Below are 24,396 nucleotides of genomic sequence, written 5' to 3' on the forward strand. Positions count from 1 at the left end.
CTGATTGAGGTGTGATCTAAAACAGTTCTAAATCGCAATCAATGACCGTTATTCTGCATTTGCACGGTTGCCGGATGCCATCGGAAACCACTGGAATTGAAAGTTTTAACATAAATCGGCTTAGAGGATACTGCGCCTGCATCAATTGGCAGCATGGCGGCTATGCACCTGTGGTGTAGATCGGCCATACGGACTATGTTAGGGAAAGAAAATTGACCCAAAGTCAGGATACCGAGCCGTGCGTGATCTGAAGATTCCCGAACAACGCCACCCTGAAAAAGCGCATCGCCCCGACAACGCTCAGCCGAAAAAGCCAAGCTGGATTCGGGTGAAGGCACCGGGTGGCAAAGGATACGCCGACACCAGGCGGATCATGCGGGACAACAACCTTGTCACAGTGTGTGAAGAAGCCGGTTGTCCCAATGTCGGCGAATGCTGGAGCCAGGGCCACGCCACCATGATGATCATGGGTGACATCTGCACACGCGGATGCACCTTCTGCAACATCGCAACCGGACGGCCGGACACTCTGGATGTGTTCGAACCGGGGCGCGTTGCACATGCAGTCGAGAAGTTGGGACTGAACCACGTTGTCATCACCTCGGTCGATCGTGATGATCTTGAAGATGGCGGGGCGGATCACTTCGCCCAGACCATTCGAGCCGTGCGCCATCGTTCGCCCAAAACGACGATCGAGATTCTGACACCGGATTTTCTGAAGTGTGATCCGGGAGTTCTGGAAGTTGTTGTCGAGGCCAAGCCAGATGTATTCAACCACAATCTGGAAACGGTCCCGGGTCTTTATCCCGAAGTGCGCCCTGGTGCCCGGTACTTCCATTCATTGCGTCTGTTGCAACGGGTCAAGGAACTGGATCCCTCGATCTTCACCAAATCGGGCATCATGGTCGGGTTGGGAGAAGACGAGCAGCAAGTACGGCAGGTCATGGATGACATGCGTGCTGCCGACATCGACTTTCTGACCATCGGTCAATACCTGCAACCCACGCCCAAGCACCACGGTGTGGATCGGTTTGTCACGCCCGAAGAATTCGCTTCTTACGAAAAGGCGGCTTATGGCAAAGGGTTCCTGATGGTTTCGGCCACTCCGCTGACGCGGTCTTCGTACCACGCTGGGGATGACTTCGCTCGGCTGCGCGCCGCGCGCCAAAAGAAGCTGGAGCAAGGGTGAAACCTGAAACCCTGTCGCGCCTGACCGCGCTGCGACACGAATTGCATCAATTTCCGGAACTGTCCGGTGAGGAACAAAAAACAGCCGCGCGGGTTGCCGACCTGCTGCGGTCTCTTGGTGCGGGTCGTGTTCTGACTGATATCGGCGGCCATGGCGTTGCAGCAGTATATGATAGCGGTCATCCGGGGCCCTGTGTTGCCATCAGGTGCGAACTGGACGGGCTTCCGATTCAGGAGCTTTCGAGCGCGCCCTACGTTTCGCGGGTCGCGGGCAAAGGTCATTTGTGCGGGCATGACGGCCATATGGCAATGGTGCTGGGCGTGGCCCAAGACCTCAGAGATAACCCGCCAAAATCCGGTCGTGTGGTTCTGATCTTTCAACCCGCGGAAGAGACGGGAAAGGGTGCCGCCGCTTATCAGGCCGATCCGAGGTTTTCTGAGTTTTCCCCGGATTATGTGTTTTCGCTGCACAATCTGCCCGGGCTTGAGCTGGGTCATGTCGAAATTTGCCGGCGCTCGGCCAACTGCGCCTCGCGCGGTATGCGGGTGGTTCTGACGGGAAAAACCTCACATGCCGCCGCGCCCGAGGACGGGATTTCGCCGATCGGTGCGCTTGCTTGGTTGTTGCCGGAACTGGCCGGGTTGGGGGCAGGCGGTCCGTTGACCGATGATTTTGCCCTGACAACCGTGACACATGCCAGCCTGGGCGAGCAGACTTTTGGCGTCGCTCCTGGGCAGGCGGAAATCTGGGTGACCCTCAGAACCGTTTCAGATGATCGGATGAGGAATCTGGTCGAAGAGGCCGAGACGCTGGTCGGACGAGCGGCAAACAAAGCAGGGCTGCAGGTCGAAATCACCTATGATGACATCTTCGAGGCGTGCACGAACGACACCGAGGCGGTCAAAATCCTTTCCGACGCCTGCGCGTCTCGGAATGTGGCCTATCAGATTACTTCCGAGCCGCAGAAATTTTCTGAGGATTTTGGGCAGTTCGGCAAAGCGGCGAAAACGGCGATGTTCTGGCTTGGGGCAGGGGCGGATCACCCGCAACTGCACAATCCCGACTACGATTTCCCGGATGCGCTGATCCCGGTTGGTGCCACGGTTTTTTCGGCTGCAATTCGCTCACTGGTTGGTTGATCGCTCAATTCACCAAATCGCTGACAATTCCCACGGCCTCAATGACGGTTTGTGTGTCGTCCGAGATCGACAAAATTTCGTCATCCACGCGGACGTATCTCTGACCGGGAGGTAACGGTTTCAACTTCCAGCCATCAAGGTCATCCAAGTAGTCGAATTGCAGATCTTTCGGTAGTTTTTGGCCTCGCGTGTAACGCTTTACCTGCCCGGGCGGAACAGCGACGCCATTATTGGATTTTATCGCCTTTTGGACTTCGGATTTGTCCGCACCTTTTGCTTTGCCTTTGTTATCTTTTGCATCCGCATAACCAGTTGTCAGAGCGACTGTAAAGGCAGCCACAAGACCAATAGACGACACTTTCATTAGCAGAAACCTCCTTTGTTCTTCTGAGGGTAGTCTGCGGTTGAGCACATTGTCCATTGATATTCGGTTGCTTGAATTTATTGACTTTTCGTACAGTAGACATTTCAGGGGTTAGTCACGGACTACCTGACCAACAAGCCAAGCACGCAATACAGCGATTGAAAGACCCTGAAATATTACACCGAATACTAGCTTGTAGGCCCCACCTGAACTGCGCAGAACACGGCGAGGGTCCGTACGGTCCTCGGTCAATTCTCGACAAAACGAACCTTGCCGATGAAAGGCAGGTTGCGGTTACGCTGTGCGTAGTCGATTCCGTATCCCACGACAAATTCATCCGGAATTTCGAACCCGATCCAGTCCGAGCGAAAGTCAACTTCGCGCCGGCTGGGCTTGTCCAGCAAAGCAATAGATTTCAGTCGTTTGGGTTTCCGGCTCAGCAGCAGGTGGGTGACATGGTTCAGGGTGTGGCCCGTGTCGACAATGTCTTCGACAACCAACACGTCCCGACCTTCAATTGCGCCGCGCAAGTCTTTGAGAATGCGCACTTCCCGGCTGCTTTCCATCGAGTCTCCATACGATGACGCCTCGAGAAAATCGACCTCGATCGGCAAGTCCAGTTCCCGCACCAGGTCGGCGATGAACACGAAGCTGCCGCGCAGCAGGCCAACAACGACAAGCTTGTCCGTACCGCCAAACTCATCGGTGATCTCGCGACAGAGCTCTTCGATCCGCGCGGCAATGGCCTTGGCCGAGATCATCTCATCTATCACATATGCGCGGTCGCTCATTGCTGCCCCCTTGATCTTTGGCGCGCAACATACGACATGACGCGCCATTGTCACCTGCAAATACCGGACGCCATGCCCATTCATTCGGAAAACCGCCACCTGCCTTACACCGCTCAGCAGATGTATGATCTGGTTGCCGATGTGGCCAAATATCCGGAATTCCTACCATGGTGTGCCGCGGCGCGTGTCCGCAAGACCTTTGCTGTTGGAGAAGCGCAGGTGATGGAGGCCGATCTGGTCATCTCTTTCAAAGTCTTTCGCGAGCGTTTTGGCAGCCGCGTGACTTTGTTTGCGGATCAGAAAAGGATCGATACCGAATACCTGGATGGTCCGTTCAAATACATGAAGTCCGACTGGCAGTTCGAGGACGCCCCGGATGGCGGCTGCAATATCGCTTTCCATGTGGACTTCGAATTCAAGAATGCCATCCTGCAAGGCATCATTGGCGTTGTATTCAACGAAGCAATGCAGCGGATCGTGCGCGCGTTCGAAGCCCGGGCCGCCGAACTTTACGGCTAGTGTCCCAATCCTGAGGCTTTACCGGAGACGGGCGCACGCTAGACTGCGCTCATGACTGATTTCACTACCAAGATTGCCGCTTTCGCCGCTGGCCCCGTTTCGACCTCATCCCAGACCCGGATCGTAACATCCCTGTCCGTGCTCGACTGGATCGCGGTAGGGCGGGCGGGCGCGGACGAACCTGTGTCGAAAACCGTCCGCGCAATGGTTCTGGCCGAGGCCGGCCTACAACAGGCCCGCTTGTTCGGCGGCGGTTCGGCGCCCTTGCGCGCGGCCGCGTTGGTCAACGGTGCGGTCTCACATGCGCTGGATTACGACGACACGCATTTTGCCCATATCGGACACCCCTCGGTAGCGGTTTTGCCTGCTGCGTTGGCCTTGGCAGAATGGGACGACCGTATTGTCGTTGACCTTCTTGAGGCCGCGCTGGTCGGTATGGAGGTCTCCATCCGCATCGGGCTGTGGCTGGGACGCGGTCATTATCAAGCTGGGTTTCACCAGACCGCAACGGCGGGCGCGTTTGGCGCGGCCGTTGCCGCCGGGCGGATATTGGGTTTCGAGGCCGGGCAAATGGAAAGAGCACTGGGGCTTACTGCGACACGCGCCGCCGGGCTTAAGGCGCAGTTTGGAACCATGGGTAAGCCATATAACGCCGGTATGGCATCATCTGCCGGTGTCGAGGCGGCGCTGCTTGTTCAGCGCGGGTTTGAACCGAACTCCACCGCGCTTGAAGGGCAGTACGGGTTTGGCGCCACTCATCACGGAGAGGGCGACATCGTCTCTGCACTCGATGGTTTGGGCCATGAATGGCTGTTCGAGTCCGTCAGCCACAAGTTCCATGCCTGCTGCCACGGGTTGCACGCGGCGCTGGAAGCGGCGCGTGACCTTGACATCGCGGAACCCGAAGTGGCCGAGATCAAGATCAAGACGCACCCGCGCTGGATGAGCGTGTGTAACCAGATGTCGCCGGACACCGGATTGGGTGCCAAGTTTTCCTATCGAACGGTGATTGCGATGCAGGCGCTGGGATTCGATACCGCATTGCCGGAAAGCTATTCGGCCAAAACCTGCGCCGACCCGCGCATCGTGTCCCTGCGAGACCGGATTTCAGTCGATGCCGATGACAGCCTGTCTGAAACGCAAGCGCAGATATCTCTTCTGCGCCGCGATGGCGTTCGTCGTGAGGCGACCCATGATCTGCTGACGCCCATGGCTCTGTCGGACCGCGAAGACCGGGTCCGCGGCAAGGCGGCCAAACTTATCGGACACGAAGACGCGGACGCGATCTGGTCGATGCTGCGCACCGGGGGCCGCGCCCGCGAACTGCCCATCAATCCTGACGGTTAATCAACCCGCCAGTGCAGCGGGAAGCCCGGGTCGAACACGGTCACAGGGCCATCCCCTGTCTCAATTTTGGACGGGTAGGTCACCGCGTCGCCTTTCGTCAGGGTGAGGCTGTCCTCATTCACAGGCAAGCCATAGAATGCCGGACCGTTGAGCGAGGCAAACCCTTCCAGCTTGTCCAGCGCGTCTTCACGCTCGAACATTTCCGCCAGCAGCGACATGGTGTTTGTCGCCGTGAAACACCCGGCGCAGCCGCAGGCCATTTCCTTGTTAGCATCCGTATGCGGCGCGCTGTCCGTGCCCAGGAAATACCGCGCATCGCCCGAGGTCGCTGCGGCCAGCAATGCAAGGCGGTGTTCTTCCCGTTTTGCGACAGGAAGACAATAATAATGAGGTTTGATCCCGCCAACCAGAATGTGGTTGCGATTGATGATCAGGTGATGCGCCGTAATCGTTGCACCCAGTCCGGCCTCATTCGATTTGACATAATCGACGCCGTCTTTCGTCGTAATATGCTCCATCACAACACGCAGTTCGCGCGTCGCCCTACGGATCGGATCCAGAACGCGGTCGATGAACACGGCCTCACGGTCGAAAATATCGATGTCGGCATCGGTTACTTCGCCATGCACACAAAGCGGCAAACCGATGCTCGCCATTTTTTCCAGTAAAGGGCGGACCTTGTCGAAATCGCGCACGCCCGAGGCCGAGTTCGTCGTCGCGCCTGCCGGGTACAGCTTGACAGCCTTGATCAGGCCGCTGGCATGGGCGGCGGCAAGATCATCCGGGTCCGTATCTTCGGTCAGATACAACGTCATCAGCGGCTCGAAACTCATTCCTTCCGGCAGCGCGGCCAGAATACGCTCCCGATAGGCTGCAGCCTGTGCGCCGGTGACAACAGGGGGCACAAGGTTCGGCATGATGATGGCTCGCGCAAAGTGGCGTGCTGTTTCGGGCAGAACGGCCTGCAACATGGCGCCATCGCGCAGATGCAGATGCCAGTCGTCGGGGCGGCGGATCGTGATGCTGTCGGTCATGTGCCCCGGCTAGCACAAGGGTCGCAATCGTGAAAGACCTTGTCGAACCATCTGATCGCAGTAAGTCCAGAAAGACCCGTGGGGTTGACGCAAGACCGGCACCATGCCCTTGTGTGCGAAAGGAGATCGGCTGATGAACCACCCCCAATCCATTGATGCGGTTCAGAAGATGTTGGGCGCGCAGGGATACGTCTGCGGCCGGTCTCTGGCGACCGTTGTGTTTCTGTCTCTCAAACTGGGTCGCCCGCTGTTTCTGGAAGGCGAGGCCGGGGTCGGCAAAACCGAGATCGCCAAGGCGCTGGCTTCCGGTCTGGGGCGGCGGCTCATCCGGTTGCAGTGCTACGAGGGGCTGGATGCCGCGTCGGCCGTTTACGAGTGGAACTTTCCTGCGCAAATGCTAGCAATCCGGACAGCCGAAGCGGCAGGTGCTGCCGACAGATCCGCCCTGCAGGCCGAACTGTTTTCCAAAGACTACCTCGTGGAACGCCCCTTGCTGCAGGCCATGCAACCCGATGAAGGCGGCGCGCCTGTACTTCTGATTGACGAACTGGACCGTACGGACGAGCCATTCGAAGCCTTTCTGCTGGAAGCTCTCAGTGATTTTCAGGTGACGATCCCGGAGCTCGGTACGATCAAAGCGCCGGAACCTCCAATTGTGATCGTCACGTCGAACCGAACGCGCGAGGTCCACGACGCGCTCAAACGACGGTGCCTGTATCATTGGGTCGACTATCCGGATTTCGACCGTGAAATCGAAATCCTGCATGCCCGCGCGCCCGAGGCTGCTGACGCCCTCAGTCGTGAAATTGTGGCCTTTGTCCAGCATCTGCGGACCGAGGACCTGTTCAAGAAGCCCGGCGTCGCCGAAACGATCGACTGGGCCAAGTGCCTGTTGGCGCTGGATGTCATCAATCTCAGCCCCGAAGTGATCGGCGACACACTGGGCGCAATCCTGAAATACCAGGACGATATCCAGAAACTGCAGGGGTCCGAGGCGAAACGCATTCTGGATCAGGCCAAAGCCTCACTCGAACCGGCGTGATGCTTCATCTTTTCCGAAATACTCCGGGGGTATGGGGGCAGCGCCCCCATGCATTGTGATGGCCGAGCAACTGCCGATCGACATTCCCGATGATCCCAAACTGGCGCAGAATATCACCCATTTTGCCCGCGCTCTGCGCAAGGCCGGGTTGCCGATAGGAACCGGCCGCGTCATTGATGCCATCCGCGCCGTTGAAGCCGCCGGTTTTACCCGCAAGCAGGATTTCTACTGGACCCTCCACGCCTGTTTCGTCAGTCGTCCGGAACACCGCACCGTGTTTGCACAGGTGTTTCGCCTGTATTGGCGGGATCCACGCTATCTCGAACACATGATGTCCATGATGCTGCCGGCCATTCGCGGTGTTCAGGAGGAGCGCAAAGCGGATGCAGCCGAAAAGCGGGCAGCCGAGGCTCTGCTGGATGGTGTCGAAAAGGATCTGCCGGAAGTCGAGGATCAGGGTGAGGAAACCGAACTCGACATTGATGCCTCTCAGACCGCGTCGTCCGAAGAACGACTGCGAAATCTGGATTTCGAACAGATGAGCACCGACGAAATCGCACAGGCCAAACGGATGCTGTCGCGCTTGTCTCTGCCGGTCAAACCCATTGCTTCACGCCGTGGTCAAGTCAGCCATCTGGGTCATCGTATCGACCGGGCCCGAACCTTGCGGGCCGCGATGCGGCAGGGTGGGGACATGCGGGACATCGCCCGGCAACGGCCCAGACCGCGCTGGCCCAACCTTGTCGTTCTTTGCGATATATCGGGCTCGATGAGTCAATACAGCCGGATCATCCTGCATTTTCTGCACACCGTCTCGAATGCGCGCGGCGCGGGCTGGGCCAGGGTTCATGCTTTCACTTTCGGAACCCGACTGACGAATATCACCAGACACCTGCATCAGCGCGATGTCGATGCAGCGCTGGCCGCCGCCGGGGCCGAGGCGCAGGACTGGGAAGGAGGAACCCGTATCGGGGAATGCCTTCACGCTTTCAATCGGGACTGGTCCAGACGGGTCATGGGGCAGGGCGCGGTGGTTCTGCTGATCTCAGACGGGCTGGATCGCGGTGAGCCGGATGCACTGGCGAAGGAAATTGAGAGGCTGCATCTCTCTGCAAGACGCCTGATCTGGCTGAACCCCCTGCTGCGATGGGATGGCTTTGCACCCAAGGCCAAGGGAATTGCGGCCATGCTGCCCCATGTCGACAGCTTTCGGGCAGGTCATTCCATCGCTTCGCTTGAGGAACTGGCCCAGGTCATATCGCGGACCGACGACAACGGCGAGAAAGCGCGGCTGATGACCGCGCTTTCAGAGCAGTCTTAGCCTAGCTGCTTTTCATTGCACTCTCGTGCCATTTCCATGGCTTTGTAGGTGCCCGTCAGATCGACGGTAAAGGCGAATTCCTTTTCCGGAAAAACGACCATGACCTTCTGTTTGGCCAGATCGTCGGCGAATTGCGGGTTGTCCGACAGGACATAGCCACCGGAATAACCCTTGGTGATGTTCCCTTTCATGCCAGTACCTTCGCCGACATACAGGTTGTCACCCAGCATGATTGCGACCGCACCTTTTTCACCGCGTTTGATATCGGTTTTTTCCTTGGTGAATATGCCGACGTAGCCAATCCCGCGGTCTTCGGTCAGCCCCATCTGAACCACGTTTTCAGCGCTGTCCACGGCTTCAATCAGACAGGACTTCTTTTCCTTGTCCACAAAGACTTTCCAGCCCTCGACTTCTCCATACCGTTCGAATGTATCAGCCCATACAGCAGTCGAGGCCATCAGCCCCAATGCGGTCCCCAGTGAAAGAATACGTTTCAATTTTCTCTCCGATTCAAAAAAAGTGGCAGAGCATCAGGCAGCTTGCCAGATGCGGGGTCAGGCTAAAACCTGCGCCCAAAACAATCAATCCTAGGGTTTTTTGAATATGATGAAGCCTTCAGGTTGCCCCAAGGATCCGTTTGTCTTCCAGCCATGGGTTTCTTGCTGACCTCGCCGCAGGGCTGACTTTTCATTGCAGCAAACCTGCCTATGTTGGAACGGGAAACGCCAGGAGGTTTCGATGGATCGATTCGACAATAGCCCGGAGACAGCACTGAACTGGTTCCGCAAGGGCCGTGGCGCGGCCCTGGCGACCGTCGTCGATACCTGGGGCAGTGCACCGCGCCGGGTCGGATCGCAGCTTGTGATCGGGGGAGATGGCCGGATCGAAGGGTCGGTCTCCGGTGGATGTGTCGAGGGTGCCGTAATCGTCGAAGCAATGGAAGCCATCGATGAAGGCGAGGCGCGCCTGCTGGAATTCGGTGTCAGCGACGAGGACGCTTTTGCCGTCGGTCTGGCCTGTGGCGGCACGATACGTGTTCTGGTCGAGCCTGTCGGCACGGTTCTGACGAAAAACATGCTGACCGATCTGGTTGCGGCGCGCGCAGGGCGTGAAGCCGTCGCGTATGAAGTCAATATCGACACGGGGCACCGGGCTTTACGCCGGAACGCGTATCACGAGAGGCTCCGCATGGACCGGTCCGGTTTTGAAGCGGACGGCAAGACCTTTGTGGCTGTCCACAACCCTCCGCTGCGGCTGATCATCGTGGGTGCGGTCCACATTGCGCAGGCGCTTGTGCCAATGGCGCGGATCGCCGGGTATGATCCTGCAATCATTGATCCGCGAGAAGCCTTCGCATCCAGCGCGCGGTTTCCCGGTGAAACCATTCTGACGGAATGGCCAGACGAGGCGGTCGCTCAACTGGGGCTGGATGCGCGGACCGCAGTGGTTTTGCTGACCCACGATCCCAAACTGGATGATCCGGCGTTGCAGGCCGCGTTGCAGGCTGATGTGTTCTATATAGGCGCACTTGGTTCCACACGCACACACGCCAAACGAGTGGACCGGATGAAGCAGGCTGGTTTTGCAAATGCGCAGATTGCCAGGATCTACGGTCCGATCGGATTGGATATCGGCGCTGCGGATCCTTCGGAAATAGCGGTTGCCATACTGGCGCAAATGACCGCCGTATTGCGGGGCAAGGCGTGAAATTCGGACCGGTCCAGGTGCCCGAAGCAGAAGGGGCGGTACTTGCGCACTCGGTTCAGGCTGGCACAACCAAACTGCGTAAAGGCGTGATCCTGTCGCGTGAACACCTTGAACAACTGACACAAGCCGGCCATTCCGAGGTTATCGTGGCCCGGCTGGAACCCGGGGATTGCCAGGAGGACGAAGCCGCCCGAATGCTGGCCGAGGCTCTGGCGCCAGACCCGGCCGCTGCTGGTCTCCGGGTAACGCAGCCATTTACCGGGCGCGTCAACCTGCTGGCGGACGGGCCCGGCGTCGTGGTTCTGGATACAGATGCTCTGCGGCAGTTCAATCTGGTCAATCCAATGATAACGGTCGCCACTGTCCCCCAGCACCAGCAGATGGAAGCCGGTGGGATGGTCGCAACGATCAAGGTGATCTCGTATGCGGTTCCCGGAGGTGACGTCTTGCGGGCATCGCGACTGGCCGAGAACTCGATCCGGCTGGCCACACCTGTCCACCGGACAGCCGGATTGATCGTGACCGACATTCCCGGCGGTCCACCGAATGAAAAGGGCATTGCTTCGATGCGTGGGCGTGTCGAAGCGCTTGGGATGGAGTTGAACGATATCCGCATCGTGCCGCATCGAACGCCAGATCTGGCCGAAGCCATTGCCGCCATGCAAGAGGATATCGTGATGATTCTGACAGGGTCTGCGACATCGGATCCCGCCGATGTGGCCCCCGAAGCCGTGCGCTCGGCTGGGGGTCAGGTAGACAGGTTTGGTATGCCGGTCGATCCCGGCAACCTGCTGTTTCTTGGCAGCTTGTCGGATCGTCCCGTCATTGGACTGCCGGGATGTGCGCGTGCGCCTGCCTTGAACGGGGCCGACTGGGTGTTGTCCCGCGTGGCCTGCGGCATCCCGGTCACCAGTGCGGATATCGCCGGGATGGGGGTTGGCGGATTGCTCAAGGAAATTCCGACAAGACCGCAGCCCCGGGCCAGAAAGAAGGTGTGACGTGGGGGCATTTTGCCCGGTCGCCATTGCGGGCTAAGATGTTGTGTTTGGCCAATCCCCCTGTTCGTGCTCCTGCCAAAGATTTTTGTTCTCAAACGAAAATTCCCGTGTTTAACTCGGCACAAGCAAAAAAACGAAATGGGAGGAACTTATGACACAGGTCTCAATGACCGTGAACGGAAAACCCGTGAGCGGTGATGTCGAAGGCCGGACCTTGTTGTCCAGCTTTCTGCGCGATCACCTGTCGCTGACCGGGACACATGTTGGTTGCGACACCGCGCAGTGCGGCGCGTGCGTCGTTCACGTGAACGGGGACGCGGTGAAATCCTGCAACATGCTGGCGCTTGAGGCGGACGGTGCCGACGTCGGCACGATTGAGGGGCAGGCCAACCCGGACGGTTTGCTGAACGTGATCCAGCAGGCATTCCAGGATCACCATGGCCTTCAGTGCGGCTTTTGCACGCCCGGCATGGTGATGAGTGCCGCTGCGCTGCTGAAAGATAACCCGCGTCCGACCGAGGCCGAGATCCGGAAATATCTGGAAGGCAACCTGTGCCGCTGCACCGGGTATCACAACATCGTCAAGGCGATCATGGCCGCATCGGGCCAGGACGTTTCCAGCATCGCCGCCGAATAAAGCGGTCGCAAAGAATTTTCAGCGAAAATTCTTTCCCAGGGAGGAGAACAAGCAATGCCCAAAGACAGTGGCATCGGAGCCAGTTCCAAGCGGCGCGAGGACGTGCGCTTTCTGACCGGAGCGGGCAATTACACCGACGACATCAACGTACGTGGTCAGGCCTATGTACATTTTCTGCGGTCCGACATCGCACATGGCCGGATCAAATCCATAGACACATCTGCGGCGGAAGCCATGCCAGGTGTGGTCAAAGTGTTTACTGGTAAGGACTTCGAAGGCGTGGGCGGGATGCCCTGCGGCTGGGAAGTCACCGACAAACACGGCGCACCCATGCAGGAGCCGCCGCACCCCATTCTGGCGCAGGGCAAAGTGCGTCACGTTGGCGATCCTATCGCCGCCGTTGTGGCCGACAGCCTTGAACAGGCGCGCGACGCGGCCGAGGCAATCGACGTAGATATCGAGGAACTGCCAGCCGTCATGGATATGAAGGCCGCCGCGCAAGATGGCGCGACGCTGGTTCATGACGACCTGAAGAACAACATCTGCTATGACTGGCAGCTGGGCGAAGCGGACGACGCCAAGGTAAACGATGTCTTCGCCAACGCAGCCCACGTGACGACGCTGGATTTGGTGAACAACCGTCTGGTCGCCAACCCGATGGAGCCGCGCGTGGCCGTGGCCGAGTACAGCCGCGCGACCGAAGAGTATACACTTTACACGACGTCGCAGAACCCGCACGTGATCCGCCTGCTGATGTGCGCCTTTGTTCTGGGTCTGCCCGAACACAAGGTCCGCGTGGTGGCCCCGGATGTGGGTGGCGGCTTCGGCACCAAGATCTTCCACTATGCCGAGGAAGCGTTCTGTACCTTTGCGGCAAAAGCCTGTGGGCGTCCGGTCAAGTGGACGGCCAGCCGGTCCGAGGCATTCATGTCGGATGCGCAGGGTCGGGATCACGTCAGCAAGATCGAACTGGCGCTGGATGCGGACAACAACTTTGTCGGCCTGCGGACAAACACCTATGCCAATCTGGGCGCGTATCTGTCGACCTTCTCCAGTTCGGTTCCGACCTGGCTGCACGGCACGCTGATGGCGGGCAACTACAAGACGCCGGTCATTCAGGTAAACGTGAAAGCGATGTTCACCAACACGGTGCCGGTGGATGCCTATCGCGGCGCAGGCCGCCCCGAGGCGACCTTCCAGTTGGAGCGTGTCGTGGACAAGGCCGCACGTGAGTTGGGCGTCGATCCGATTGCACTGCGCCGTCAGAACTTCATCACTCAGTTCCCCTATGACACGCCGGTGGCGCTGACTTATGACACTGGAAACTACAACGGGACGATGGACAAGCTTGAGGCCGCTGCCGATCTGGCGGGCTTTGCTGCACGTCGGTCGGCGAGTGAGGCCAAAGGCAAGCTACGAGGTCTTGGCATCAACTGCTATATCGAGGCCTGTGGCATTGCGCCTTCGAACATCGTTGGGATGCTAGGGGCCAGGGCGGGTCTCTATGACGCTGCGACGGTGCGCGTGAACGCGACCGGGTCGATCAGCGTCATGGTCGGTGCGCACAGCCACGGGCAGGGGCATGAAACCGCCTTCCCGCAGGTCGTGGCGGACATGATCGGCATCGACGAGTCGATGGTCGAGATCGTGCATGGGGATACGTCCAAGATCCCGTTCGGGATGGGCACCTACGGCTCACGTTCGCTTGCGGTCTGTGGGTCGGCCATGGTCAAGGCGACCGAGAAGGTGATCGATAAGGCGAAAAAGATCGCTGCACATCTGCTTGAAGCGTCCGAGGCCGATATCGAGCTGAAGGATGGTCAGTTCAGTGTCGCGGGCACCGACAAGTCGGTGGCGTGGGGGGATGTGACTCTGACGGCATATGTCCCGCACAACTATCCGCTGGAGGTCGAGCCGGGGCTTGAGGAAACCGCCTTCTATGACCCTGCCAATTTCACCTTCCCGGCAGGTGCTTATGCCTGTGAGGTCGAGGTAGATCCGGACACAGGTCAGGTCAGCATCGAGAAATTCACGGCTGCGGATGATTTTGGGAACATCGTCAATCCGATGATCGTTGACGGCCAGGTCCATGGCGGTATCGGTCAGGGCATCGGTCAGGCCCTGCTGGAGAACTGCGCCTATGACGAGAATGGCCAGTTGCTGAGTGCGTCCTTCATGGATTACGCGATGCCGCGTGCCGACGATGTGCCATTCTATGGTGTCGACCATTCCAGCCAGACGCCGTGTACGCATAACCCATTGGGTGTGAAGGGCTGTGGCGAAGCGGGCGCGATCGGATCGCCGCCGGCAGTTGTCAATGCGGTGCTGGATGCGCTGAATTCGGGCGGCAAGGCGGTGGACCACATCGATATGCCGGTCAGCCCGTCGCGCGTCTGGGCAGCTATGAACGGCTGAGTTGAGAGGGTGGACCGGGGGCCAGCCCCCGGACCCCCGGAGTATTTCCAAAAAGATGAAGGGCCGGGAAACGCCCTTCGGAAAGGAAAAGCGAAATGTACAGTTTCGAGTTTGAAAAACCCTCGACCATAGCCGATGCGGTTGCCGCATTGGCGGCCGAGGATGCACAGGCGTTGGGAGGAGGGCAGACCCTAATCCCGACGCTGAAACAGCGACTGGCCGCGCCATCATCCCTGGTATCCCTGAGCGGAATTGCCGAGATGAAGGGTGTTTGCATTGAAGACGATGGCTCGGTTGCGATCGGAGGGGCGACGACTCATGCCTCGGTGGCGCGTGATGCGGCGGGGTCGTACCCGGCACTGGCGGCGCTGGCTGGTCAGATCGGTGATCCGGCAGTGCGCAACCGCGGCACAATTGGCGGGTCGGTTGCAAACAATGATCCTGCAGCCTGTTATCCTGCGGGTGTTCTGGGATCAGGTGCGACCATCGTTACCAATACACGCCAGATTGCGGCAGATGACTTTTTTCAGGGTATGTTCACCACTGCGCTGGATGAAGGTGAAATCATTACGTCTGTCCGTTTTCCGGTGCCGCAGGCGGCGAGTTACCAGAAGTTTCTGCAACCGGCGTCGCGTTTTGCGTTGGTGGGTGTGTTTCTTGCCCGTTTCGCTGACGGTGTTCGGGTTGCCGTAACCGGGGCCAGCGAAGATGGCGTGTTTCGATGGGGTGAGGCTGAGCAGGCCCTGAACAAAGAGTTCCGGCCGGATGCGTTGATGGACCTGAGGGTCAACCCCGCGAACATGATTGGGGACTTGCATGGCAGCAAGGAGTATCGCGCACATCTGGTGAACGTGATGACCAGACGGGCTGTCGAAGCGACGATGTAAACAGCGCAATGAACAGGGGCAGGCCCCGGGTTTACCGGGGGCTGTTCTTTTGACGCACTCTGGGCGGTTTTGAAGGGCGCCAGTAAGCGCCGGTTTCCTCACGAGCCCTTTGATATTCTTCCACGCGAATTCGTGCGGCGTCGCCGCCGGCGTCAAAGAGATGACCAAGCAAGCATTCCAGAACGGCCATTGCGCCCGAAAAGCTTGAGAAGTGGTGCAGGGATCGGGTGCTAACTGCAAGTACAACGTCGGGTTTGACGCCCGGGGCGATGACGTCACTGTCCGACAAAAGTATGATCTTCATTCCCATGTCGCGGGCATACCGCATGGCCTGAATCGTGTCCGCTGAATAAGGTTGGACGGTTATCGCGAACAGACAATCCTGCGTGTCCCCTTCGATCAGATCATCAATCGCGGAGCCCATTTGCCGAGGGATAAGCTGCATTCCGGGTTGTGCCATGCGTCCGGCGTAGCAAAAATAAGAAGCCAGTGCATGGCTGGACCGTGTGGCCGTCACAAAGCAACGCTTTGCATTAGATATGATTTTCGTGGCCATCTGCATTTTCTTGGGGTCTATCTGCCGCAACGAGCGGGTGACGACGTTCAACTCATTCCGTGCGAATTGGGATTGAGCCGTAGCGAATTGCCCTTCTTGTCTGAGGCTGGACAGCCAGTCCTGTCCCAGCTGTTCCTCTCGGTCTGTGGCCAGAGCGTGCCGAAATGGCTGACGAAAGGCGTCAAACCCGTCAAAGCCCAGCCTCTGTGCCAATCGGACCAAAACGTTGGAACTGACGCCGATCTTTTGGGCGGTAACTCGAACCGGGTCGATACCGAAATCTGCCGGATGATCGATAATGTATTTTGCGGCTGCCTGAAGCTGTGTCGGCAGGTCATCGATGGTGCGGCGAAGGCGGTTGGTCAGTTGGGTTGGAGATTCCGGCATATCATTAGAAAAACATATGTTATGAAAATGGCAAGTTGAAAACACGCGGTCAACAGGTAAATGGGGTGCAGGAACGCGGCTGGGGTTGGAGCAGGGAATGCAACGTCCGGAAAATGAAACAATCAGACCTTACGTAATGGTCGCGCCCAATGGCGCGCGGCGCGGTCACAATGATCATCCCAAGCTGCCTGTTTCGCTGGATGAAATATCGGCCACCGCCCGATCCTGTTTTGATGCTGGTGCCCAGGGGCTGCATTTGCATGTCCGTGACGATCAAGGTGCCCATTCTTTGGATGCTGGGCGATACCGAGAAGCGATTGCCGAGTTGAGCCGCACTGTGCCGGAGATGGACATTCAGATCACAACCGAGGCCGCGGGCGTTTTTGATGTCGCGGCGCAGTTTGAATGTGTGAAGCAGGTCAACCCTGGCTGGGCTTCGATTTCCGTCCGTGAAACTGCCCGTGCGCCGGAGCTTGCGGCACGGCTATATGGACTTTGTGCCGAACAGGGTACACGGGTTCAGCACATCCTTTATGATGCAGAAGATGCGGCTTTGCTGGATCAGTGGCGGGACAAAGGGATTGTGCGACAAGAGCAGGCGGATCGCCTGCTGGTTCTGGGCCGCTACACAACAGGTGGGGAATCGACACCTGAAGATATTGATGGTTTCCCGCAAAATCCGGCGCCGTGGATGATCTGTGCCTTTGGGAAACAGGAACATATGTGCCTTGCCGAAGCCGCAAAGCGAGGCGGTGATGTGCGGGTTGGTTTCGAAAACAGCCTGACCGACGCACAAGGTCGAACATGGACAGACAATGCGGCATCGGTAGCAGCGCTGGTCGCAAAAATTGAGAGGATTTTGATATGAGCCATGTATTTCCACGTCACACCAAGGCCGAACTGCCGGTCGCAGCAGGCGCTGATGGGTGTTACCTGATTGACGCTGACGGACGGCGCTATCTGGATTGCGGGGATGCGGCGGTTTCCTGTCTGGGGCACTCCAACCCGGCCGTGATCAAGGCGGTACAGGAACAGGTTGAAAAGATCGCCTTTGCCCATACAGGCTTCATGACCTCGGAACCGGCAGAGGAATTGGCGGATTTGCTCATCGAACACGCGCCGGGTGATCTGGACAGGGTGTACTTCGTTTCCGGGGGGTCTGAGGCCACCGAAGCCGCGATCAAGCTGGCGCGCCAGTATTATCTTGAAATCGGTCAGCCGGAACGCCGGCATGTGATCGCTAGACGGCAGAGCTATCACGGCAACACTCTGGGTGCGTTGTCGGCAGGTGGAAACGCGTGGCGGCGGGCGCAGTTCGCGCCGATGCTGATCGAGATGACCCATATCGCGCCCTGTTTCGAATATGCGGAAAAGCCCGATGGAGAGAGTAGCTTTGACTATGGTCAGCGCGTCGCCAATGAGTTGGAAGCCGAGATTCTGCGGCTTGGTCCCGATACCGTTATGGCTTTCATGGCAGAACCGGTTGTTGGCGCGACATTGGGTGCAGTTCCTGCGGTTGAGGGGTATTTTAAACGCATTCGCGAGATCTGCGACAAGTATGGCGTGTTGTTGATTCTGGACGAAGTGATGTGTGGCATGGGCCGGACAGGGCATCTGTTTGCCTGCAACCATGATGGGGTGGCGCCGGACATCCTGTGCATCGCCAAGGGTCTGGGCGCGGGGTATCAGCCGATCGGTGCGATGCTGTGTTCCGGTGCAGTTTATGATGCGATCCGGGATGGGTCCGGTTTCTTCCAGCACGGACACACCTATATCGGGCACCCGGTTGCGACGGCTGCTGCCTTGGCTGTTGTAAGGGAGCTGACTAACCGCGATTTGCCGACCCGAGCTGGCGTGATGGGTGAAAAGCTGCAATCAGCGCTCGAGGCTGCGTTTGGACAACATCCGAATGTTGGCGATATCCGCGGCCGGGGGTTGTTCCGCGGGGTGGAACTGGTGGCCGATCGGGAAAGCCGAACGCCCTTTGACCCTGCGCTGGGTGTTGCGGGAAAGATCAAGAAGGCCGCTTTGGCCGAAGGGCTGATCTGTTACCCGATGTCCGGAACGCGCGACGGCAGGAAAGGTGACCACGTCCTGCTGGCACCGCCCTTTATCATCGAGGACGAGCAGATTGATGAACTGGTCGCAAAACTAAGCAAAGCCATCGAGGTTTCGCTTCCGGCCTGATCAAGTCAGAGAATTCTCAGAGGGCCGTGCCTTCCATGGCCCTCTGGTAATGCGCATTGAACGCCATGATCGGGTGTTCTGATTGCGATGAACACGCGTCATCGACCACCAGTGCCCCAAACCCGATCGCGCCACTTTCCCACCCTTTTTGAACCGAATCCACAATCGGGCCATCTTCGGCAAAAGTGGTGTTGCGGTGTTGCAGGATGATCTCTTGTTCAACGGCGTTGGGTTCGGATTCGGGCAACCACCAGTCAACTTCGATCTTGGTTTTGTTCACGCTGACCGGGGTCCAGCGATAGGTGTTCACAATCCCACCGGGATAAACCTGCAGGGCAAAAAGCGGAAAGAACCACCAGGTCAGGAACTTGTCCGTGCGCGCTTCGGGGTCGGCGACATAGCTGTAGGATTTCTGACTGTCCGGGCGGGCCGGGCTGGCATGGCGAATGCCGTAATCATGGCCGCGCGTCCGGTACAGGTCCGGATCGACCACACCAGTTGTCAGAGTTTTGTGAACAACAGCGCAGTGATAGCATTCGTTGAAATTCTCGGCGACCACTTTCCAGTTCGCGCTGGCCAACCGTTCCGTCCGGTCCGCGCGTTTATAGTTGGGAAGGTTGGGCGCGTACTCAGCGATTTCGCCAAGCGCGCTTTCGGCCAGTTCGGCCATTGGCCGGGCGTCCGGGTCCAGGTTCAGCAGAATGAGTCCGAAGAACAGTTCAACCTGAACCGGGCGCAGCTTGTACTGGCTTTTGTCAAAGCCCGGAAACGCGGTGGCATTCGGCGCGGCGCGCAACTGTCCGGTCGTGTCATAGGTCCATGCGTGATAGGGGCACGTCATCTTTTTGGTGCAACCCTTGCCATTCAGCAATTCATGGCCGCGATGAACGCAGACGTTGTAAAAGGCTCGGATTTCGCTGTCCTGGCCCCGAATCACGATCACTGAGACGCCGCTGATGTCTTCGACAACATAGTCACCGAAGTTGGGGATGTCGGTCACATGGCCTACCAAATGCCAGGACCGCCTGAATATCCGGGTGCGTTCGTGGGAAAAAACAGCCTCATCGCAATAGGCCTGCGTCGGCAGAGATTGATAAACGCCGCCAGCGAATGACATTTCACCCATCGTTGCCTCCCCTTTATCCGGCATCTCACGCTTAACCGCATCGCGATTCCGCGCATTCCAGTTTGCGCCAGCGCGCCGTCGAAATCAGAGTGCCTGAAATCGACCTATTGTCGCCTTCCGGCCTTTAAGATTTGCGGACGGGGACAGGTGTGTACAAATCGCGAGGATTGAATTTTCGGTGAACAAAAAAACCCTGCCAGAGCAACTCTGACAGGGTTTGAAATTGGTTATTTGCAGGGCTTATTTCTGCGGAAGCGGGCCGATCATCATGATCATCTGACGGCCTTCCATCTTCGGCATGTTCTCGACCTTGCCGATTTCCTTGATATCTTCGGCAACACGCTCCAACAGCTCGCGACCCAGGTTCTGGTGCGCCATCTCACGGCCACGGAAGCGCAAGGTGACTTTGACCTTGTCGCCCTTTTCCAGAAACTTGACGACGTTCTTCATCTTGACGTCGTAATCATGCGTGTCGGTGTTGGGCCGGAACTTGACCTCTTTCACCTCGATGATTTTCTGCTTCTTGCGGGCTTCGCTTTCGCGTTTCTGCTGTTCGTACTTGAACTTGCCGAAATCCATGATTTTGCAAACCGGAGGATTGGCATTGGGCGAGATCTCGACCAGATCAAGTCCGGCATCAGCGGCCATCTGCATAGCTTTGGCGGGATGAACCACCCCTACGTTATCACCGTCAGCGCCAATCAGGCGGATTTCAGGGGCACGGATCTTTTCATTGACGCGCGGTCCGGTGTCTCTCTGCGGCGGCGCGTTGTGGGGTCTGCGGGCTATGGGTTCATTCCTTTGATGATTGCAGAATTTCGAGACCGGAATTTAGACCGGTGCGAAAGGCGTTTCAAGCAGCATAAAGGCCGGAAAACACGAAAAACCCGCCTTTGTTGGCGGGATTGAGCTGGCCGGGTTGTCAATTACCCGGCCAGCTCCAAAGATCAGCCGACAAAGGCTTTTTCGATGACGAATTCCTTGGGGTCGGAATTTGCGCCTTCGCGCAGTCCGAACTCTTCCAGAATTTCCTTGATATCGAGGTTGAAAGCCAGGCTGCCGCAAACCATCGCGCGGTCGGTTTCGGGTTTGATTCCGCCATCGATGCCCAGATCGGCAAATACGGTGCCGTCTTTCAGCAGGTTGGTGATGCGGCCCATCTTGGGGCTCTCTTCCCGGGTGGTGGTCGGGTAGTAGCGGATCTTGTCTGCAAAACCTTCGCCGATCAGTTCGGCCAGCAGTTCGTCCTGGCGGATGCTTTCGATCAGCTGGCGGCCGTACTCCAGTTCAGCCACTTCACGGCAGGTGTGCGTGATGATGACCTCATCATAATCCTCATAGGTCTGCGGCTCGCGCAGCAGCGAAGCGAAGGGCGCGAAACCGGTGCCGGTGGCAAAGAACCACAGGCGTTTGCCGGGCAGCAGCGCGTCGTGCACCAGGGTACCAACGGGCTTGGGGCGAAGGATGATCTGGTCGCCGGGTTTGATGTGTTGCAGCTTCGAGGTCAGCGGACCGTCCTGCACCTTGATCGAGTAGAACTCGAGTTCCTCGGCCCACGAAGGCGAGGCGATGGAATAGGCGCGCAGCAGCGGCTTTCCGTTATCGCCCAACAACCCGATCATCACGAATTCGCCCGAACGGAACCGCAGCGAGGCAGGGCGCGACACCTTGAAAGAAAACAGGCTGTCGGTCCAGTGTTTCACGTCAATTACTGTTTGCGCGTCCGGTAGGACGGGGGCCTTTACGGCAGTTACTTCGCTCACGGGCTTCATCTCTGTCATCGTTTACCTGCCGGTCTGCTAAACCGACATCTCCGTTTAATCGTTGATCCAAGTCAGGAAAAGGGGACAGATTGCCCCCTTTCTGTCACAAGCTGGCGATGTGCGGCCTTAACCGCGCAGGCGGGCCTGATAGTTGTTCTCTTTCCAGTTGGCGCGGGCAAGCCACTGATCTTCGGGCTGACGGGTGGCAAGGCCATCATCAATCTCGACCTCGTCAAAGCCGCTGCGCCGCGCCATGGCGTATTGGTCTGCCAGAACGTGCCCCTTGGCGCGCAGACGCCCGGTATAGCCTTTCAGGCGCAGTGTGCGGGCGATGGTAAAGCCGCGGCCATCTGCGAAGGACGGGAAATCGACCCGCACCAGTTCGGCTCGGCCAAGACGATCGTAGAGTTCATCCGGGTCGGTGTCTGAACTTACATCCAGGGCAACCACGTCATTGGCGGCATCATCCAGCGAAACAAAGCCGTCGGTCCAATCATCGGGGGAAAACCCCTGATCCGTTACGATTACATTCATTGCTTTTCTCCAACACGCACCATCTTGCCGTCGACAAAATGGATGCCGCATTCTTCCTTGTTCTGATCGCGCCAGCGTCCGGCGCGGGGGTCTTCGCCCTCTTTGACCGGCGAGGTGCAGGGCGCACAGCCGATTGAGGGATATCCTTTTGCCACCAGCGGATGCCGGGGCAGGCGGTTTTCGTCCATGTAGGCGCGCACATCTTCGGGTGCCCAATGTGCCAGCGGGTTGACCTTGATCCGGCCTGTTCCGTCCTCGACCTCGAAAAAGTCGAGCGCGGCGCGGGTGCCGGCCTGAAACCTTTTGCGCCCGGTGATCCAGCCGCAATAGCCCATAAGGGCCTTTTGCAGCGGGAATGTCTTGCGCAGGTTGCAGCACGCATCCGTGTCGCGCAGGCGCAAGGCTCCATAGGGGTCATCGCGCTGGACGTCTTCATCGTCCGCCCTGATGATCCGAACGTTTCTCAGTCCAAGACGCTCGCTGACCTCCTGCTGATATTCCAGCGTTTCGGTGAACAGCATCTGAGTGTCGATGAACAGGACGGGCGTTGCTTTGTCAACAACAGCCGCCATGTGCAGCAACACCACCGATTCCGCCCCAAAGCTTGACACAAGGGCAAGCTCATCGATCTCTTCAATCGCGCCATGCATCACGTCGTGTGCACTGTGGTGGCGGAATCGGGCGTTGAGGTCCTCGACCCGTTCAGTCAGTTCACTTCGGTCTTTACCCAGTTCCGTCTGGATCAGGTCAAGCGGCATTGGCCTGTGCCTCGGGGTAAAGCGCCGCCTTGAACGGCGCCATGCCAACGCGGCGGTATGTTTCCAGGAACGTCTCCTCTGCGCTTTCGCGCTGGTTCAAGTAGGTTTCGACGATGCGTTCTACGGCGGGGACGATCTCATCGTAAGCAAAGCCCGGACCAGTTCGATCGCCGATGGCCGCGCTTTCGGTGGCATCACCGCCCAGAGTGATCTGGTAGTTTTCGACGCCGGCACGATCCAAACCCAAGATGCCAATATGACCCACGTGGTGGTGACCACAAGCGTTGATGCAGCCCGAGATCTTGATCTTCAGGTGGCCGATATTATGCTCGAGCTTCAACTCCTCGAAGCGGGTTGCAATCTCTTGCGCAACCGGGATCGAACGAGCGGTCGCCAGTGCACAGTAATCCATGCCGGGGCAGGCGATGATGTCGCTGATCAGGCCGATATTAGCGGTTGCCAGTTCGTATTCCTTCAGCTTCGCATGGATTGCAGGCAGGTCCGATTTATGGACATGCGGCAGGATCACGTTCTGCTCATGGCTGATGCGCAGCTCGTCATAGGCGAACTCTTCGGCCAGATCGGCCATGACCCGCATCTGCTCGGCCGTTGCATCGCCCGGCGTCTGGCCGTGCTTCTTGATCGAGATCGTGACAATCGCGTGGTCTGCGTTCTTGTGCGGTGCGATGTTCGTATCGATCCACGAGCGGAAGACCGGATCGTTGGTGTAGGCAGATTCAAACGACGCAACCGAACCCTCTCGGAAGGCGGGGGCAGCGAAGTGGCCCTTGATTTCGTCCAGCAGCGACATGTCCGCGCCTTTGAACTGCGGGCGAACCTTCAGGAAGCGCTCATTCACCTTGGCACGGATGGCGTCGATGCCATGCTCATGCACGGTGATCTTGATGCGCGCCTTGTATTTGTTGTCGCGGCGGCCGATCTGGTTCCACACGGAAACGGTGGCTTCGAGATAAGCCAGCAGGTCGTCAAAGGCGACGAATTCGGACAGTTCCTTGCCAATCATTGGCGTACGGCCCAAACCGCCACCCACGATGACACGAGCCCCCAGAACGCCGTCACGCTCGACCAGTTGCAGGCCGATGTCATGCGCCTTAATCACGGCGCGGTCGTTTTCCGAGCCGGTGATGGCGATCTTGAACTTACGCGGCATGAACTGGAATTCCGGGTGGTCGGTGGACCACTGACGCAGCAGTTCCGCATAGGGGCGCGGGTCGGCGACCTCATCCGCGGCGGCACCGGCGAAATGGTCGGCGGTCACGTTGCGGATGGTGTTGCCCGAGGTCTGAATGGCGTGCATCCCAACCTCGGCCAGCGCGTCCAGCATATCCGGCACGTCATTCAGTTTCGGCCAGTTGTACTGGATGTTCTGACGGGTGGTGAAGTGGCCATAGCCCTTGTCCCACTTTTCGGCCAGTAGGGCCAGCTGACGCATCTGAGCGCTGTTCAGCGTCCCGTAAGGGATCGCTACGCGCAGCATGTAGGCGTGCAGTTGCAGATACAGGCCGTTCATCAGGCGCAGGGGTTTGAATTCGTCTTCGGTGAGCGAGCCGTCGATGCGACGCTCGACCTGCGCGCGGAACTGCGCGTTGCGTTCTGCCAAAAATGCTGTGTCGAACTCGGAGTAGCGATACATGATTAGCTGTCCTTAGTTGCAGCCCCGAACCTTGGGGCCTT

General features: G+C 58.3%; 24 protein-coding genes. 13 read left to right on the plus strand and 11 right to left on the minus strand.

Annotated elements, in window-relative coordinates:
- Positions 1-238 precede the first annotated feature (238 nt).
- Both lipA and ACR0CG_RS07620 read left to right on the plus strand, forming a co-directional pair.
- Positions 239-1,189 carry a lipoyl synthase gene (gene lipA, locus ACR0CG_RS07615; RefSeq protein WP_170676848.1) on the plus strand — a complete coding sequence of 317 codons (951 nt, stop codon included), beginning with the start codon at positions 239-241 and terminating at the stop codon, positions 1,187-1,189.
- Positions 1,186-2,328 carry an amidohydrolase gene (locus ACR0CG_RS07620; protein ID WP_480523857.1) on the plus strand — a complete coding sequence of 381 codons (1,143 nt, stop codon included), beginning with the start codon at positions 1,186-1,188 and terminating at the stop codon, positions 2,326-2,328. Before lipA ends, ACR0CG_RS07620 begins: the two co-directional genes overlap by 4 nt.
- A gap of 4 nt (positions 2,329-2,332) precedes the next feature.
- On the opposite strand, the gene ACR0CG_RS07625 is transcribed toward ACR0CG_RS07620, so the two are convergent.
- Positions 2,333-2,692, minus strand: a complete 360-nt coding sequence (locus tag ACR0CG_RS07625; RefSeq protein WP_480523859.1) for a hypothetical protein — start codon at positions 2,690-2,692, stop codon at positions 2,333-2,335.
- A 248-nt stretch (positions 2,693-2,940) separates the two neighbouring features.
- The gene (gene hpt, locus ACR0CG_RS07630; protein ID WP_170616748.1) at positions 2,941-3,483 is read right to left on the minus strand and encodes a hypoxanthine phosphoribosyltransferase; all 543 of its coding nucleotides are present in this window, start codon (positions 3,481-3,483) and stop codon (positions 2,941-2,943) included.
- A gap of 72 nt (positions 3,484-3,555) precedes the next feature.
- On the opposite strand from hpt, the gene ACR0CG_RS07635 reads away from it, so the two are divergent.
- Together ACR0CG_RS07635 and ACR0CG_RS07640 are read left to right on the plus strand one after the other, a co-directional pair.
- Positions 3,556-4,002 (plus strand): type II toxin-antitoxin system RatA family toxin, encoded by a 447-nt coding sequence (locus ACR0CG_RS07635; RefSeq protein WP_170616917.1) that lies wholly within the window; start codon positions 3,556-3,558, stop codon positions 4,000-4,002.
- A 51-nt stretch (positions 4,003-4,053) separates the two neighbouring features.
- The gene (locus ACR0CG_RS07640; RefSeq protein ID WP_480523861.1) at positions 4,054-5,349 is read left to right on the plus strand and encodes an MmgE/PrpD family protein; all 1,296 of its coding nucleotides are present in this window, start codon (positions 4,054-4,056) and stop codon (positions 5,347-5,349) included.
- On the opposite strand, the gene pyrC is transcribed toward ACR0CG_RS07640, so the two are convergent.
- On the minus strand, positions 5,346-6,383 hold the full coding sequence (gene pyrC, locus ACR0CG_RS07645; RefSeq protein ID WP_480523863.1) for a dihydroorotase: 1,038 nt from the start codon (positions 6,381-6,383) through the stop codon (positions 5,346-5,348). The two genes, ACR0CG_RS07640 and pyrC, sit on opposite strands and share 4 nt — an antisense overlap.
- Positions 6,384-6,516: 133 nt before the next feature.
- On the opposite strand from pyrC, the gene ACR0CG_RS07650 reads away from it, so the two are divergent.
- Together ACR0CG_RS07650 and ACR0CG_RS07655 are read left to right on the plus strand one after the other, a co-directional pair.
- On the plus strand, positions 6,517-7,425 hold the full coding sequence (locus tag ACR0CG_RS07650; RefSeq protein WP_480523865.1) for an AAA family ATPase: 909 nt from the start codon (positions 6,517-6,519) through the stop codon (positions 7,423-7,425).
- Positions 7,426-7,483: 58 nt separating this feature from the next.
- A complete protein-coding gene (locus ACR0CG_RS07655) occupies positions 7,484-8,746 on the plus strand; it encodes a VWA domain-containing protein (RefSeq protein ID WP_321254934.1) in 1,263 nt (420 codons plus the stop codon).
- Here ACR0CG_RS07655 and ACR0CG_RS07660 read toward each other — a convergent pair.
- Positions 8,743-9,243, minus strand: coding sequence for a hypothetical protein (locus ACR0CG_RS07660; protein WP_480523866.1), 501 nt, complete (start codon positions 9,241-9,243; stop codon positions 8,743-8,745). The genes ACR0CG_RS07655 and ACR0CG_RS07660 overlap by 4 nt on opposite strands.
- A gap of 241 nt (positions 9,244-9,484) precedes the next feature.
- Between ACR0CG_RS07660 and ACR0CG_RS07665 the strand changes: the two genes are divergently transcribed.
- From ACR0CG_RS07665 to ACR0CG_RS07685, 5 genes are all read left to right on the plus strand, one after another.
- Positions 9,485-10,453 (plus strand): XdhC family protein, encoded by a 969-nt coding sequence (locus tag ACR0CG_RS07665; protein WP_480523867.1) that lies wholly within the window; start codon positions 9,485-9,487, stop codon positions 10,451-10,453.
- A complete protein-coding gene (locus ACR0CG_RS07670) occupies positions 10,450-11,451 on the plus strand; it encodes a molybdopterin-binding protein (protein WP_480523868.1) in 1,002 nt (333 codons plus the stop codon). Before ACR0CG_RS07665 ends, ACR0CG_RS07670 begins: the two co-directional genes overlap by 4 nt.
- Before the next feature lie 151 nt (positions 11,452-11,602).
- A complete protein-coding gene (locus ACR0CG_RS07675; protein ID WP_480523869.1) occupies positions 11,603-12,088 on the plus strand; it encodes a (2Fe-2S)-binding protein in 486 nt (161 codons plus the stop codon).
- Positions 12,089-12,142: 54 nt separating this feature from the next.
- Positions 12,143-14,503 (plus strand): xanthine dehydrogenase family protein molybdopterin-binding subunit, encoded by a 2,361-nt coding sequence (locus ACR0CG_RS07680; RefSeq protein ID WP_480523870.1) that lies wholly within the window; start codon positions 12,143-12,145, stop codon positions 14,501-14,503.
- A gap of 95 nt (positions 14,504-14,598) precedes the next feature.
- Positions 14,599-15,390: an FAD binding domain-containing protein gene (locus ACR0CG_RS07685; RefSeq protein WP_170616769.1), complete on the plus strand. Its 792-nt coding sequence runs from the start codon at positions 14,599-14,601 to the stop codon at positions 15,388-15,390.
- 31 nt (positions 15,391-15,421) lie between these two features.
- On the opposite strand, the gene ACR0CG_RS07690 is transcribed toward ACR0CG_RS07685, so the two are convergent.
- Positions 15,422-16,333: a MurR/RpiR family transcriptional regulator gene (locus ACR0CG_RS07690; RefSeq protein ID WP_480523871.1), complete on the minus strand. Its 912-nt coding sequence runs from the start codon at positions 16,331-16,333 to the stop codon at positions 15,422-15,424.
- Positions 16,334-16,430: 97 nt separating this feature from the next.
- On the opposite strand from ACR0CG_RS07690, the gene ACR0CG_RS07695 reads away from it, so the two are divergent.
- A complete protein-coding gene (locus ACR0CG_RS07695; protein ID WP_480523872.1) occupies positions 16,431-17,201 on the plus strand; it encodes a beta-keto acid cleavage family enzyme in 771 nt (256 codons plus the stop codon).
- Positions 17,198-18,520, plus strand: coding sequence for an aspartate aminotransferase family protein (locus tag ACR0CG_RS07700; protein WP_480523873.1), 1,323 nt, complete (start codon positions 17,198-17,200; stop codon positions 18,518-18,520). Before ACR0CG_RS07695 ends, ACR0CG_RS07700 begins: the two co-directional genes overlap by 4 nt.
- A gap of 16 nt (positions 18,521-18,536) precedes the next feature.
- Here ACR0CG_RS07700 and ACR0CG_RS07705 read toward each other — a convergent pair whose 3' ends face one another.
- The 6 genes from ACR0CG_RS07705 to ACR0CG_RS07730 form a co-directional block, all read right to left on the minus strand.
- A complete protein-coding gene (locus ACR0CG_RS07705) occupies positions 18,537-19,646 on the minus strand; it encodes an aromatic ring-hydroxylating oxygenase subunit alpha (RefSeq protein ID WP_480523875.1) in 1,110 nt (369 codons plus the stop codon).
- A 240-nt stretch (positions 19,647-19,886) separates the two neighbouring features.
- Positions 19,887-20,477 (minus strand): translation initiation factor IF-3, encoded by a 591-nt coding sequence (infC, locus tag ACR0CG_RS07710; protein WP_480440513.1) that lies wholly within the window; start codon positions 20,475-20,477, stop codon positions 19,887-19,889.
- A gap of 116 nt (positions 20,478-20,593) precedes the next feature.
- Positions 20,594-21,427, minus strand: a complete 834-nt coding sequence (locus ACR0CG_RS07715; RefSeq protein WP_480523877.1) for a ferredoxin--NADP reductase — start codon at positions 21,425-21,427, stop codon at positions 20,594-20,596.
- 108 nt (positions 21,428-21,535) lie between these two features.
- Complete coding sequence (locus ACR0CG_RS07720; RefSeq protein WP_321253205.1) at positions 21,536-21,943, minus strand: DUF934 domain-containing protein; 408 nt, start codon at positions 21,941-21,943, stop codon at positions 21,536-21,538.
- Positions 21,940-22,701, minus strand: coding sequence for a phosphoadenylyl-sulfate reductase (locus ACR0CG_RS07725; protein WP_170806258.1), 762 nt, complete (start codon positions 22,699-22,701; stop codon positions 21,940-21,942). Before ACR0CG_RS07725 ends, ACR0CG_RS07720 begins: the two co-directional genes overlap by 4 nt.
- Positions 22,691-24,355 (minus strand): nitrite/sulfite reductase, encoded by a 1,665-nt coding sequence (locus tag ACR0CG_RS07730; protein WP_480523880.1) that lies wholly within the window; start codon positions 24,353-24,355, stop codon positions 22,691-22,693. The genes ACR0CG_RS07725 and ACR0CG_RS07730 overlap by 11 nt, the downstream gene beginning before the upstream one ends.
- Positions 24,356-24,396: the final 41 nt, after the last annotated feature.

This window comes from Ruegeria sp. AB8, from assembly GCF_056542605.1.